15 protein-coding genes are annotated in these 14,128 nt (G+C 39.0%); 14 read left to right on the plus strand and 1 reads right to left on the minus strand.

Going from position 1 to position 14,128, the window contains the following annotated elements; genetic code table 11:
• Positions 1-118: 118 nt before the first annotated feature.
• The 10 genes from pta (at position 119) to HPE63_RS10620 (ending at position 11,385) form a co-directional block, all read left to right on the plus strand.
• Complete coding sequence (gene pta / locus HPE63_RS10575) at positions 119-2,209, plus strand: phosphate acetyltransferase (RefSeq protein ID WP_188314233.1); 2,091 nt, start codon at positions 119-121, stop codon at positions 2,207-2,209.
• Between the two features lie 16 nt (positions 2,210-2,225).
• The gene (locus tag HPE63_RS10580) at positions 2,226-3,410 is read left to right on the plus strand and encodes an acetate/propionate family kinase (protein ID WP_188314234.1); all 1,185 of its coding nucleotides are present in this window, start codon (positions 2,226-2,228) and stop codon (positions 3,408-3,410) included.
• Between the two features lie 338 nt (positions 3,411-3,748).
• The gene (locus HPE63_RS10585) at positions 3,749-4,891 is read left to right on the plus strand and encodes a NapC/NirT family cytochrome c (protein ID WP_188314235.1); all 1,143 of its coding nucleotides are present in this window, start codon (positions 3,749-3,751) and stop codon (positions 4,889-4,891) included.
• Positions 4,892-5,035: 144 nt separating this feature from the next.
• Positions 5,036-5,416 carry a hypothetical protein gene (locus HPE63_RS10590; RefSeq protein WP_188314236.1) on the plus strand — a complete coding sequence of 127 codons (381 nt, stop codon included), beginning with the start codon at positions 5,036-5,038 and terminating at the stop codon, positions 5,414-5,416.
• 17 nt (positions 5,417-5,433) lie between these two features.
• Positions 5,434-6,297, plus strand: coding sequence for a DUF5777 family beta-barrel protein (locus HPE63_RS10595; RefSeq protein WP_188314237.1), 864 nt, complete (start codon positions 5,434-5,436; stop codon positions 6,295-6,297).
• 97 nt (positions 6,298-6,394) lie between these two features.
• A complete protein-coding gene (locus HPE63_RS10600) occupies positions 6,395-7,384 on the plus strand; it encodes a 4Fe-4S dicluster domain-containing protein (protein WP_188314238.1) in 990 nt (329 codons plus the stop codon).
• Between the two features lie 11 nt (positions 7,385-7,395).
• Positions 7,396-8,745, plus strand: a complete 1,350-nt coding sequence (nrfD, locus tag HPE63_RS10605; protein ID WP_188314239.1) for an NrfD/PsrC family molybdoenzyme membrane anchor subunit — start codon at positions 7,396-7,398, stop codon at positions 8,743-8,745.
• Complete coding sequence (locus HPE63_RS10610) at positions 8,742-9,659, plus strand: hypothetical protein (RefSeq protein ID WP_188314240.1); 918 nt, start codon at positions 8,742-8,744, stop codon at positions 9,657-9,659. The genes nrfD and HPE63_RS10610 overlap by 4 nt, the downstream gene beginning before the upstream one ends.
• A 64-nt stretch (positions 9,660-9,723) precedes the next feature.
• Complete coding sequence (locus tag HPE63_RS10615) at positions 9,724-10,122, plus strand: c-type cytochrome (RefSeq protein WP_223198116.1); 399 nt, start codon at positions 9,724-9,726, stop codon at positions 10,120-10,122.
• Between the two features lie 42 nt (positions 10,123-10,164).
• Entirely contained in the window at positions 10,165-11,385 is a 1,221-nt protein-coding gene (locus HPE63_RS10620; protein ID WP_188314241.1) for a glutamyl-tRNA reductase, read from the plus strand.
• Between the two features lie 170 nt (positions 11,386-11,555).
• Here HPE63_RS10620 and HPE63_RS10625 read toward each other — a convergent pair whose 3' ends face one another.
• Positions 11,556-11,924 carry a hypothetical protein gene (locus HPE63_RS10625; RefSeq protein WP_188314242.1) on the minus strand — a complete coding sequence of 123 codons (369 nt, stop codon included), beginning with the start codon at positions 11,922-11,924 and terminating at the stop codon, positions 11,556-11,558.
• Positions 11,925-12,097: 173 nt separating this feature from the next.
• On the opposite strand from HPE63_RS10625, the gene HPE63_RS10630 reads away from it, so the two are divergent.
• From HPE63_RS10630 to HPE63_RS10645, 4 genes are all read left to right on the plus strand, one after another.
• On the plus strand, positions 12,098-12,427 hold the full coding sequence (locus HPE63_RS10630; protein WP_188314243.1) for a YtxH domain-containing protein: 330 nt from the start codon (positions 12,098-12,100) through the stop codon (positions 12,425-12,427).
• A gap of 5 nt (positions 12,428-12,432) precedes the next feature.
• On the plus strand, positions 12,433-12,783 hold the full coding sequence (locus tag HPE63_RS10635) for a hypothetical protein (RefSeq protein WP_188314244.1): 351 nt from the start codon (positions 12,433-12,435) through the stop codon (positions 12,781-12,783).
• A 161-nt stretch (positions 12,784-12,944) separates the two neighbouring features.
• Positions 12,945-13,172, plus strand: a complete 228-nt coding sequence (locus HPE63_RS10640; RefSeq protein WP_188314245.1) for a DUF6327 family protein — start codon at positions 12,945-12,947, stop codon at positions 13,170-13,172.
• A gap of 107 nt (positions 13,173-13,279) precedes the next feature.
• Complete coding sequence (locus HPE63_RS10645; RefSeq protein WP_188314246.1) at positions 13,280-14,068, plus strand: patatin-like phospholipase family protein; 789 nt, start codon at positions 13,280-13,282, stop codon at positions 14,066-14,068.
• The last annotated feature ends 60 nt before the right edge of the window (positions 14,069-14,128 follow it).

The raw sequence follows: 14,128 nt of genomic DNA on the forward strand, positions 1-14,128 counted from the left end.
CTATTTTAAGAAAATGTAAGGATATATATATAATTTCAACACAATACATAATACTTTTTATAAATTTCATTTACGGCATAAGAAATCATAAATTTGTGCACGAAATTCATTATTGCCGATGAGCAAAGCCATTTATATTGCCACTACAGAGCCAAATAGTGGTAAATCAATAATTTCCCTAGGTTTAATGCAAATGCTATTGGGAAAAGCTGCCAAAGTGGGCTATTTCAGACCCATAATCGATGATTATCCAAATGGTGCCAAAGACAACCATATCAATACGATAATCTCCTATTTCAATCTCCAACTACAATATGAAGAGGCCTATGCCTTTACGCGTAGCGAGGTGATACATAAGAACAATCAAGACAAGGAAGATGAGGTCTTGGATAAGATCATCGATAAGTATAAGGCCATCGAAGAACGTTTTGATTTTGTTCTTGTCGAGGGCACAGATTTTTCGGGGGAAGGTGCAATAATCGAATGGGATATCAATGTCCTTATGGCGAAGAATTTAGGAATCCCTACGATCTTGTTAGCCAGTGGGGTAGGCAAGACCTTGGATGAGTTGGTGAACAACATTTACATGGCCTACGATTCTTTTACGGATAATGGTGTTGAGGTTCTTATGGTTGTTGCCAATAAGGTGCAGCCAGAGAATTTAGAATTGGTTAGAAAAGGCCTTGAAGCACAATTACCCAAGAATATTCTCATTGGGGTCATCCCCAAGAATCCAATCTTAGGAAACCCGACAATTAAGGAAATTGTTGAGGTTTTGGACGGTAAAGTACTTTTCGGCGAAGAGTATTTAAACAACCAAGCTGGTCATTTTGGGGTAGGGGCGATGCAGCTTCGTAATTATTTGACCCATTTGCAAAAAGATGGCCTGGTAATTACTCCAGGAGATAGGGCAGATATTATTCTAGGAGCGCTTCAAGCGAATCTTTCTATAAATTACCCTAATGTTTCTGGGATAATTTTGACGGGTAATTTAGTGCCCGAGGATTCTATAATCAAATTAATAGATGGACTTTCGGATGTGGTCCCTATTGTTTCGGTCAAGGAGGGTACATTTTCGATCACCAATAGAATCGGGGCCATACGCCCCCGTATATATGCCGAGAACATCCAGAAGATAACAACTTCTATCCATGATTTTTCCAAACATGTGCCGGAAGATGAACTTGCCGAACGATTAATAACCTTTGAGGCGAAAGGTATTACCCCACGAATGTTTCAGTATAACTTATTGAAAAGGGCTAAAACCAACATAAAACACATTGTACTTGCTGAAGGGCTCGATGAACGTATCTTAAAAGCCACAAAACTTCTAATAGATTCGAATGCCGTAAAGATTACTCTTTTAGGCGACCCTGTCAAGATACAGGAAAAGGTTTCCCAAATGGACCTGGATTTGGATTTGTCGAAGGTCAATATTGAAAATCCGACCGAATCGACCCATTTTAAAGCATACGCCCAGGAACTATACGAATTGAGAAAACATAAGAACGTTAATTTGGCCATGGCCGAGGACTTAATGGAGGATGTTTCCCATTTTGGTACCATGATGGTACACAAAGGGCATGCAGATGGCATGGTTTCAGGAGCAGTCCATACAACAAAGCAGACCATCCTTCCCGCATTACATTTTATTAAGACCCGTCCGGGGGTTTCGGTGGTTTCATCGGTATTTTTTATGTGTCTAGAGGATCGGGTGACCGTATATGGGGATTGTGCTATTAACCCAAATCCGACTGCGGAACAATTGGCGGAAATTGCAATTTCCTCGGCCAATACCAGTAGAATGTTCGGAATTGAACCGAAAATCGCCATGCTTTCCTATTCATCAGGCGATTCTGGTGAGGGGGCCGATGTTGATCGGGTACGGACAGCTACCCAATTGGTAAAGGAAAGATGCCCGGAACTTAAAGTAGAGGGACCTATACAGTATGATGCAGCTGTTGATGCAAAAGTGGGTAAGGTAAAAATGCCCGATTCCCAAGTGGCTGGCGAGGCGACCGTTTTCATTTTTCCAGACCTGAATACCGGGAACAATACGTACAAGGCCGTACAGCGTGAAACCGGGGCCTTGGCCATAGGGCCTGTGCTACAAGGCTTGAACAAACCTGTGAATGATCTTAGTAGGGGTTGTACGGTAGATGATATCTTCAATACGGTGATCATAACAGCTATACAAGCACAAGATTAAACTAGTTGAAAAAAGAATGAAAGTATTGATATTGAATTCGGGAAGTTCTTCAATAAAGTTCCAATTGATAGAAATGCCCCAACAAGAAGTAATTTGTTCCGGTCATATAGAACGGATTGGATTTGAGGATGCTGTACTCATCTATAAAACCCAATCCCATGAATATAAGGAAATCCTGGACATACCTACACATCAGATAGGTTTGGAAATAATTTCGGGTTTTATCATGGATCCCAAAAAAGGGGTGGTAAAAAATGCCAATGAGATTGATGCTGTTGGGCATAGGGTAGTACATGGTGGGGATGCATTTTCCGCGACTACTTTGATCAATTCGGAGGTTGTCGATAAAATCAAGGAATTTACGAGTTTGGCACCCCTGCACAATCCCCATAATCTTAAAGGAATCGAGATAGCGGAAAAAATCTTTTCCCATGCGAAACAAATAGCGGTTTTCGATACGGCCTTTCATCAAACCATGCCCACAAAAGCGCGTAAATACGCCATTCCTAATAAATTTTTTACAGATTTTGGTATAAAAATGTATGGTTTTCATGGTACCAGCCACAAGTATGTTAGTGAAAAAGCACTCGCCTATCTCAATAATCCCAATGCCAAAATAATCTCGATCCATTTAGGCAATGGATGTAGTATCACAGCCGTAAAGGAGGGTAAAAGTATAGATCACAGTTTAGGTTTCACTCCCAGTAACGGACTCATTATGGGTTCGCGTAGTGGGGATATCGATCATGCCCTGATTTTCTATCTGGTGAACGAATTGGGTTACGAATTAGATGAAGTCAATGAACTGCTGATTAAGGAAAGCGGCATGTTGGGCTTAACCGGTTACAGCGATTTAAGGGATATACAGGCCGAAGCTGAGAAAGGCAATGAAGATTGCAAATTGGCACTTGATATGAACGCCTATCGCATTAAAAAATATATTGGGGCCTATGCTGCCGCCATGAACGGATTGGATGCCATGCTGTTTACTGCCGGAGTGGGTGAAAATTCAAGCCTGATAAGGCGTTTGGTATGCTCGGATATGGATTATTTGGGCATCGAATTGGATGAAGCCAAAAATGAATCTAAATCCAGAGACCTAAGGGAAATAAACCAAAAGGCCTCTCGGGTCAAGATTTTGGTCATCCCCACCAATGAGGAAATTGAGATAGCCAATCAGGCCTATAGATTACTCCACTGAAATATCTACAGCTTTTAATAAAACCCTACTCGGAGCATGTACTAAAAACTTCCCTTTTGTATCATCCCGAGGTACGATTATTTTTTTGCATCTTCATTATAAAATGATCTGGTAAAAGTGCCTAAGGGCTAAATGCTGATTTTTTTGAATCATTTGAACATGATTTATTGTAACAATTGTTACTTAAATCGAGCCTCATTTTTTTTAAAAAATCATAACTAATTGATAATCAAGAATATAAAGTCTACAAAATATGATATTTGTCATGTTTTAATACTCGTTTCGGGGGTATTTTTAACATAGATTTAATACATGTACATATTTAATATCCAATCATTATGAAAAATTTAAGATTATTGAGCCTCTTGATGATAGTCGCATCAAGTTTATTGTTTGTTCAATGTACCAGTGATCCGATTCAAGGACCAGCTGGTAGAGATGGTATTGACGGTATAGATGGGGTGGACGGTATTGACGGTGCAGATACTTCTGCTGAGTCATGTATATCCTGTCACTCTAATACCTTTAGGGCACCTATTTATGCTGCCTATGAAACTTCTTTCCATTCTAAAGGACTTACCGAAGGTTCGGTGGAGTATGCAGGAGCGAGAGCTAGTTGTGCCCAATGCCACTCCAATGAGGGTTTTGTGGATTATATTACGAAAGGTTTTGTGAATCCTGCAGGATATTATGGACTTACAGAGCCAGAATTGGTCATAAATGATAACGGTACTCCTGATGATGATTCCGATGATTATCCAGAACTGGATGATCGAGGTTTACCTATTTATTCAAACAATCCGGTAGCGTTTGTGACCTCGATTACTTGTACAACTTGTCATAGTGATCACAAATCCTTTGACTTTGAAAATGATGGCAACGATCTTGCCTTAAGGGCCCTTGAACCAGTCTCATTGATGACCGATGGTACCGTAATCGATTATGGGGATGGTAGTAATACATGTATCAATTGCCACCAACCAAGAAGGACAGGGCCAACTGATGATGGCGCTGGTATGTTCAGGGTAACAAGCACCCATTGGGGTCCTCACCATGGACCACAAGCTACCTTATTGGAAGGTATACAAGGAATGTTGGTCGCAGGTGCAGAAGCCTATCCCGGTGTTGGATCCGCAGCGCACAGAACAGGATCTACCTGTGTTAGTTGCCATATGGGCGCAACAACAGATGGTACCGATGGTTTACACACAATGATACCTTCATCAGCCTCATGTGTTGAATGTCATAGCAACGGTATTCCATCAGATGACTTCTTAGCATCGGATATGGCCACGTTAGCGGGCTTATTGGAAACTATTGGTATAGTTCATGAAGATCATCCCGTACCTGGTACGTATAGCATATTGGAAGCTGAAGCTGCCTGGAATTATCTGCTCATTTTGGAAGATGGCAGTAAGGGTGTCCACAATCCTAAATATGCCAAAGCATTGATCAAAAACTCAATCGAGGCCTTACAATAATCATAGTTGGATATTAAATAATTTCAGGAGTAGCTGACCCTACTCCTGAAATTAAAATAAATCCCAAAGTTTTTAAGTGATAACAACCTATTCGGTTTTTGTTCTTGAAATGAAAGTGGACATCAAATATCAAAACAAAACAAAATGAAAAGACTATTCAAAATAGTTCTAGTTAGCAGTTTAAGTTTATTCTGTTTTTCATGCTACTATGACGAATTACCAGAAGAACAAGATCTTGTTGTTGAAATACCTGACGAAGTGGTAGTTTCATTTCAGGATGATGTACAACCCATATTTGCGCAATGTATCTCATGCCACAATGGTAATGTCGCAAACCCCGATTTACGGGAAGGCAACTCCTACAACGCCATTGCCGAATCTATAATTGCGGGCGATGCGGATAATAGCGAATTCTACAAAAAATTACCAGGTATTGATCACCCCCAAGACGTTGGTTTTATACTTACCAGTGAAGAATTAGGAATTATAAAAGCCTGGATAGATAGAGGAGGCGAGAACAACTAACCACTAAGATCTTTAAGATGAGAAAATATATATTATTATTTGTTGCTTTATTAAGTTCCCCCTTCTTTGTGCTTTCTCAGGAAAAGGCCAAAGATTCAATAGTTGACAAACCAGAACGCCCTGCATTTGAGAGTACAACGCTAATTGATAACCAAACCAATGTGCTGTTCGATAAAAACACCTTGGAGGTAATGATGCAGCATAGGTTTGGATTGGTCAATGGTGGCACCAATGATCTTGCCGGATTTTGGGCGCCTTCAAACATTCGTATGGCCCTTTCCTATGCCGTGCATGATAGGCTAACCGTTGGGTTTGGTACTACCAAGTTCGATCGTTTACAGGATTTCAATTGGAAAGCCGGCATACTTCGACAGACCCGTTCGGGAAGAATACCGGTCAGTGTATCGTACTACGGTAATTTTGTTATCGATGCCCGTAAAAAGGGTAATGGTCTTTTTCCAACCAAACAATCCAGATATTCCTATTTTAACCAATTGATCATTGCGCGTAGATTTAGTCCTAAGCTATCCTTACAGATCGCCCCTAGTGTATCCCATTATAATCTTGTAGAGCATAGGATGCGAAATGACGTTGTCGCCCTTTCTGCAGGCGGTCGCTATAAAATCAGCGAACAAACAGCGATAATGGTCGACTATAGCCATCCTTTTGTACATCACCTAAATGATGTCGAATTTGATATTGATCCCCAACCGGGATTTAGTTTAGGCTTTGAATTTTCAACCTCAGGTCATGCTTTCCAATTATTCATTAGCAATCTTAATGGAATTGTACCACAAAAAAATTATGTAAAAAATCCAAATGATTTCTTTTATGGTGATTTTCTATTCGGATTCAACATAACCAGAAATTATAATTTTTAAAAAAGTAAAAAGTACTGGAAAAACTTAGAATTAACACATTGGATTTTTCTTTTTAAGGACTAAAGGCTTTAAATGATTCTATTTAATTGGGTGTATTATGGAAAACGACATGACTAATAAGAAGGATAACAACAGACGGAAATTCTTGAAATTAGGATTGATGTCTAGCGTAACTGCAGTCACGGGCGCATCATTGTTGGCTAATTTGGCATCGGAGGAAGAACTGAAATCCTCAGGTGAAAAAATCAGGTTGTTGACCCCTGATGGTAAGGTAGTTGAAGTTGATGCCGACAACATCAATAATTATCCGGAGGCCCATATAACACCCGCTGAATCTAGAAAGGGAATACCCAACAGAAGCTTTGTAATGGTGATAGATCTGGCCAAATGTAAAAATGCCAGAAACTGTGTTGAAAGTTGCCAAAAAGCCCATAAACTTGATCATCATGAAGAGTTTATGAAAGTGCAGCTCATTCAGGATAATGAAGAAGGATCACCCTACTGGTTTCCAAAGCCATGTTTTCATTGCGACGAACCACCCTGTGTAACCGTCTGCCCTACAGGAGCCACTTTTAAACGTGATGATGGTATCGTTTTGATTGACAATGATCGATGTATAGGGTGTAAATTCTGTATCACAAGTTGCCCCTATTCGGCTCGTCAATTCAATTGGGGACATAAAGCAAAGTATGATGACACCTCCCAACCTTATTCACCGGAAACCAGCGTTCCGGCTGCTGAGGGTACGGTTATGAAATGCGATTTTTGCCCCGATTTATTAAGGGAAGGTAAACTACCACATTGTGCAAAAGCATGCCCAATGGGTGTTATTTACTTTGGGGACAAGAATGAGGATATAGTAACAAACGGTGAAGAGACCGTCCGTTTTTCCGAGCTTATAAAAGACCGTGCTGGTTATCGACATTTAGAACATCTGGGAACCAAACCCAATGTATACTACTTACCAGCGGTTAATAGACAGTTTCCATTGGAACGGGGATTTGATGTAGAGGAAGAAATCTTGGAACGATATAAGGATGTACCCGAAGTCCAAGAATTTAAAAATCAAAACAAAACTGAACTTTAATCACTTTTGATATGGACGTGGATATAGTTAGTAGAAAAAGGGAATTGGTAAAAGAGTTTTCCCCAATGTTAGGGAAATCAACTCCTTTTTCAAAAATTTCGATCGGCCTTCTAGTTCTTATCATTTTAATAGGGCTCGTGGCATTTGTCCTTCAAGTGTTAAAAGGTCATGAGATTACTGGAATGAGGGATAATGTGGTATGGGGAATATACATTATCAATTTTATATTCTTCGTTTGCCTAAGTTATTCTGGGGCGTTTATTTCGGGCATCCTTCATTTTTTCAAAACACCCTGGAAAAATTCGGTTTCAAGGATCGTCGAGATAATAACCGTCCTTTCATTGATAATAGGCCCCATCTTCATTTTGTTGTGTATAGGAAGACTGGACAGATTACATTACTTGTTTATTTACCCAAGGATCCAATCGCCCATTACATGGGATATTATTGCCATAATTACCGATTTAATAGGTTGTTTTATCTACTTGTATTTAACATTTATCCCTGATTTGGCCATGTTAAGGGATAATAGTGAAGGTGCTTCGAATTGGAGACGGAAGTTGTACAAATTTTTGGCCATTGGCTACCAAGATACACTCACCCAGCGGGAAACTTTGCATAAGATCACTCGAACCATGTCTGCTATGATCATTGTTCTTGCCATTGTTGCCTATACGGTTTTAGCATGGATATTTAGTTTAACCCTTCAGCCCGGTTGGAACAGTACGATATTTGCACCCTACTTTATTATTGCAGGTTTGTATTCAGGGGTAGGTGTCATCATCATCTCCATGTATATTATTCGTAAATATTTCAAGCTGGACCACTATATTCGAAAAATACATTTTATAGGTGCTGGCATCGTACTTTTGGTCATTTCCTTGCTATTTGGTTATTTCACTTTTAGTGAATATTTCTCAAGATGGTTCAGCCATAAAGTTCAGGACATCAATTTGTTGAATACCTTGTTCAACAAATATTTCTGGGAATTCATTTTCGCAAACTATATTGGGGTTTTGGTACCTATCGCCATTTTATTCTTTAAAAAATTCAGGACCATTAAATCGATTACGTTTGCTGCGGTCATTGCGGTTCTAGGTTTATGGTTGAACAGATATTTGATCGTTGTCCCTACGTTGGAAACCCCCTATATACCCATTCAGGATACCAGACCTGAATTTATCCATTATTCAGCTACTTGGATCGAATGGGCATTGAGTTTTGCAGGAATAGCCGCATTTATCCTATTCTTTATATTGATTATGAGACTGGTGCCCATCATACCCATGTCCGGGATAATCGATTATGAAAGGGAACAGAAAAAACATCCAAAGGCATTAACCCAAAATCGAAAAAAATGAAGACAACATTTTTAAGGTATTCAATATTCGTATTGGTAATCGGGTTACTTATGACCACAGGGAGTATAGCCCAGGATCAAGAATTCGATGTCAAGGATTATAAGATGCTTTTTAATTTTAGTACAGTAAAAAACCCCGATAATACAAGGCTATTAGAGGCAAGCCTTATCGCTAGGAATAAAAAAGACCGTAAAGACAATATTCCATTATTCGAAGCCGAAATAGAATTTGTGAATACGCTTGATGATCAAGAGGTTTCACTCGGAAAATCAAAAACTTCAAAAGAGGGCATAGCAACATTAGTATTGCCAGAAAATCAATCTTATTTGTCGAACAGCGAAGGGAGTATTAACTTAATCGCCCGTTTTAATGGTTCGGAAGCATTGGATGAAGAGGAAGAGGAAATAAGTGTAAAGGATTTACATTTAGAAATGAATTTAACGGAAATCGACAGTGTAAGGACTGTAGTGGTCAACGCATTTGTCTTGGATAGTTTAGGTTCAAAGTTGCCTGTTGAGGAAACGGATATAGTAATAGCGGTAGGAGGGATGCTCTCGAAAATGCCAATCGGGGACGGTACCATAGAGGATGGGGAATTTATCCTTGAAATGCCCAATGATATTCCGGGTGATCGTAACGGCGATCTTACCGTGTATTCGATAATCAAGGAAAATGATGAATTTGGTGATGTAATTCAAAAGAAAACCGCAAATTGGGGTATATTTAATGCGCAATCAAAAAAAGACACCAATACATTATGGTCAGAAGCCGCTCCTATTTGGATGTATGTGGTCTTGACCATTTTATTGGTAGGTGTTTGGGCCAATTATGTATATACGATTATCAATTTATTGAAAATTAAAAAAGAGGGAAAACAGTTGGAACTAGAGGCTTTGAAATCACAAGAAGTGTAAACGGCTTACCTAGTTTGGTATTGTTTTTGAGATTAATAATTACAAATTAAAAACAACAAGAAAAATGAAAACAATTAAATTAGTAATGATTATCGGAGTCATGTCTTTTGCATTGTACTCGTTCAATTCGTTTGATCAAGATGAATGGATTGTACCTGCCAAATATGAAAAAATGCAGAACCCAACCGACCCTTCTGTAGATTTGGATATAGGTAAGTCCTTGTATTCTAAGCATTGTAAATCCTGTCATGGCTCTAAAGGACTTGGCGACGGAACCAAAGCCGATGAAGTAGAAGGTGATTTAGGTGATTTTTCTTCAGCCGAATTCCAAGCACAATCCGATGGGGCGATATTTTATAAAAGCTATATAGGAAGAAATGACATGCCCAACTACGAAAAGAAGATTCCAGACGAAGAAGATGTTTGGCTGCTTGTTAACTATATGAGAACATTAGGGGAATAAATTAATAAATTATCAGTTTAGTTTTACGGTCAATATCTAACAATGGGCAAGGCACTACGGTTTATAAGTATTTCGCATAGGAGAGCTTCTGTTACCCAACGGGAAGAATTCCATATTCCTGATGGGGAAAAGCATGCATTGTCAGTTCAGATCTGTGATACTTTTCCCGATATTTCAGGATTATTGTTATTGGTTACCTGTAACCGAACCGAAATTTATTTTGAATCGGAAAGTTCTGATACTACTGCCATTCTTGATTTTATAATTCATCTGAAAGCAAAGAATAACAAAACCGGAATACGAAAATTATTTGACACTTCCAATTCTACAGAGGACACCGTAGGGCATCTGCTTAAGGTGACCTCCGGTCTAGCCTCATCGGTACTTGGTGACGCAGAAATAGTGCATCAAATAAAGAAGGCGTACCAATTTTCGATTGCACATAAAATGCAAGGTTCACTTTTGGAGCGTGCAATGCAAACGGTATTCAAAAGTCATAAACGGATAAGCAATGAGACCCATTTTAGGGATGGCACTACTTCGGTAGCCTACAAAGCCTTGAAAGTTATAAGTGATACTTTTGAAAAAGATGCGAAATCGAAAAAAATCCTTTTTATAGGAGCTGGGGATATTGTTAAGCAGTTGTTCAAATATAATTCAAAGTTCGATTTTAGTTCTATTTACATTAGTAATCGTACGGAACAAACGGCAAAAACTTTGGCCAGAATAAACCATTGCAATTTTTTCGAGTGGAAGGAAGTGTTGATGAACAACCTGGATGGTTTTGATGTTATCGTCAGTGCCGCCAGCAATTGTCCACAACTCATTAAAAGTTTGCCATTGACGAATCATAAGGTATTGTTGATCGATTTGGCGCTGCCTAGTAATATCGATAAGGATTTGGCCGATCAGAATAATATTTTATTCTATGATTTGGATACGATTTCTGTTGATTTAGAGGAAACTAAGGAAAAAAGATTTGCCGCCATTGGTGAAGTGGGTACGATCATTACAGAAGAACTTCAGGTTTACAATGAATGGTTACAGAGAGCTCCGTTACGGGCGTTTTTAGCGGAACACAAGATACTTGTAGAAAAAGGGATTCAGGACTTATGCGATACTAGTTCTGAAGAGTTCGATACGCAAAAGATAAAATGTGTTACCGATCGCATCATGAGGAAATTAAGGAAACAAACGAACATTCCGATTCCTAAAGAAAAAATCGAAGCGGTGATCACCGAACAATTTTCATTGATGGAGTAATCGTAGCTCAAGGTTTAAAAAAGGAGTCCCTAAACAACTTTTAAGGGCTCCTTTTTATTTGTAGAATATTTCTGAAGGCTCGGGATCTCTCGTCGAAATGGATTTAAGGATAAACTCTAGATAGTACAATTTGAATAATAGTTCATAAGCGCTATTGGTGTCGATTTTAACTAGGACCTCCTCTTTTTTATAGTTTTATTACTTCGACCTCTGTTTACATTGTTTTCCTCATGGTACCTTCGTATATTCTCATCTTGGTAGTTTTTAACACGTTCATACCTATGGCGTCTTAAATCGATATGACTATATCGAGGAGGAAGTACCTTACGCCTTACCCAAACCCCACCATCCAGGTATACATAAGTTTGTGCCGTGAGGTCATAATAAATGCTGAATTCAGGAAAATAAACATAGCGCACTATCTCTAATCGGTTTGGATAGAACCAAGGAGGGGGCCTATGGTTTGGCCTTGACGATATAACAACGGGACCACAACTTCCAACAAGTAAAAGTCCCAATACTACGATCAACTTTTTCATGACTAGATGCTTTTAGATCGTAAAATAAAAACATGGGCCATACGTATGAAATGACCCTCGTCATTCGAATATCCCAAGGAAAGTAGTTGCGAATGATTTAAATCATACCGTTTTGTTTATTAGAGTGCTACATTGGTCATAATAAATCAATATTCACCTTAATTAATTAGATCATGACAAACAATAGTGGAAACATCATGTTGGCCTTATTGGCAGGAGCTGCAATAGGAGCTGGGTTTGGAATACTTTATGCACCTGATAAAGGTGAGAAAACCCGAAAGAAAATCAAAGAGAAAGCTTTGGAAACAAAACACGATATTACAGAACGTGTTTCCCATGCTAAAGATGAACTCACAAAAACTGCCAACGCAAAGAAAGTTGAGTTCGAACAAAAGTTAGAGGATACGCTTTCCCATATGAGCTACAAAGCAGACGATATTATCGCCACTTTGGAACGTAAGTTGGAAGAATTGAAAAAGAAAAACGCACAACTTCAGAAATAGGTCGTATGGCATTTGATGAATTAAAGAGGGATCTAATGGAGGCCGATGTCGAAATTAGATCCTATCTCGAAAATAGCGAGGAGTATTTTAAACTTAGAGTATTCAAAACCCTAATGGGCGCGGTGACCTCATTCACCCAACTTCTCGTTGTAGGGGCTATTGTTTTTTTGGCGTTGTTCTTTTTGTCATTGGCACTAGCCCAAGGTATTGGTACGGCCTTAGGAAATGACTATTATGGCTATATCGTCGTTGGGGGATTTTATGTGATTATTGCCATACTATGCTATCTGTTCCGTGAAAAATTAGATCGCCCATTATTACGAAAATTTTCCAAGTATTATTTTGATGAGGTATGAAATGGGCTATGGTAATTTGTGATACGCCATAGGGTTGTTCAGTGGCTGACCCAAATAACCCATAGGTGAATAATTGCGCCTACAAGAATGCCAGTCTGACAAAGTCATTTTGACGGGGAATGATTAGGTGCGGCAGCTTATAAAAAAATAAATTTGAACAGATGAAACAATACGCTTCCTTTTCTGAGATTGATAAACAGCTGAAAATACTTAAACTTCAAAGGGAGATAAATCTAGAGCGATTTAAATACAACCTGAATCGTGTAAAATCAGATTTGTACCCTACTCAGCTTTTAGGTGGTTTTAAGGGTGTGATACAACAAACTTTACTCTCCTTTGTTCTAAATAAACTTCTTAAAAAATGGCGGACAAAACAAATTGAGGAATAAAACCACCATTGTTCGGCACTTTACGTTTTTTTTAGCAAAAACCTTTATGAAAAATTGACCTTGTGAAAATACGGCCGTAAATTTATTTTTGGTAAAAATGGAATGTTATGCATATAGGTTTGGCGCTTTCTGGTGGAGGTTTTCGGGGAATTGCCCATATAGGGGTTATAAAAGCCCTGGAAGAGCACCAAATTTCCCCTGATTACATAGCAGGAACTAGTGCAGGTGCCATTGTAGGGGCATTGTATGCCCATGGTAAAAACGCTCAAGAGATTCTTGACTTTTTCAAGTCGGTCGATATTTTCAGTTTCAACAATTTTACAATGTATAAACCCGGTTTTATCGATACCGAGAAACTCTATGATAGTTTCAAGGAAATCTTGGGGACCGATAATTTTAGCGTTCTCAAGAAACGGTTGTTTATAACGGCAACAAATATTCTCGAGGGTACCTTGCAGATTTTCAGTGAAGGGGAGTTGATAAGACCCATTTTGGCTTCAGCTGCTTTTCCGGCAGTTTTCACGCCCATTCAAATTGGGGAAGATCATTATATCGATGGGGGCACTTTGAATAATTTCCCGGTAGATTTAATTTCGGATTATTGTGAGAAGATTATTGGAGTTTACGTGAATCCATTCGAGAAAATGAGCATTCAGGACTTGAAACATTCATATAATGTGTTAGAACGGGCCTATAAGATAAGGTCGGCTTACGATTCCATATCAAAATTTAAGGACTGTGATCTGATCATCTGTCCTAAGGAATTAAAGAAAGTAGGGACTTTTTCTGTTAAGGATATGGATGCTGTATTTGATTTAGGATATCAGGCAGCCCAAACACAATTGACCAAGTCGAACCTTTTTAACCTAACGTCTGGTCCGAGTTCCGGGAATTGAGTTTTATAATGCAATGCCCCCAATCCCAACCCCTACAATACATGGACGCTTTTGGATCAG

This window comes from Maribacter arenosus (assembly GCF_014610845.1).
Lineage (GTDB): Bacteria > Bacteroidota > Bacteroidia > Flavobacteriales > Flavobacteriaceae > Maribacter_A > Maribacter_A arenosus.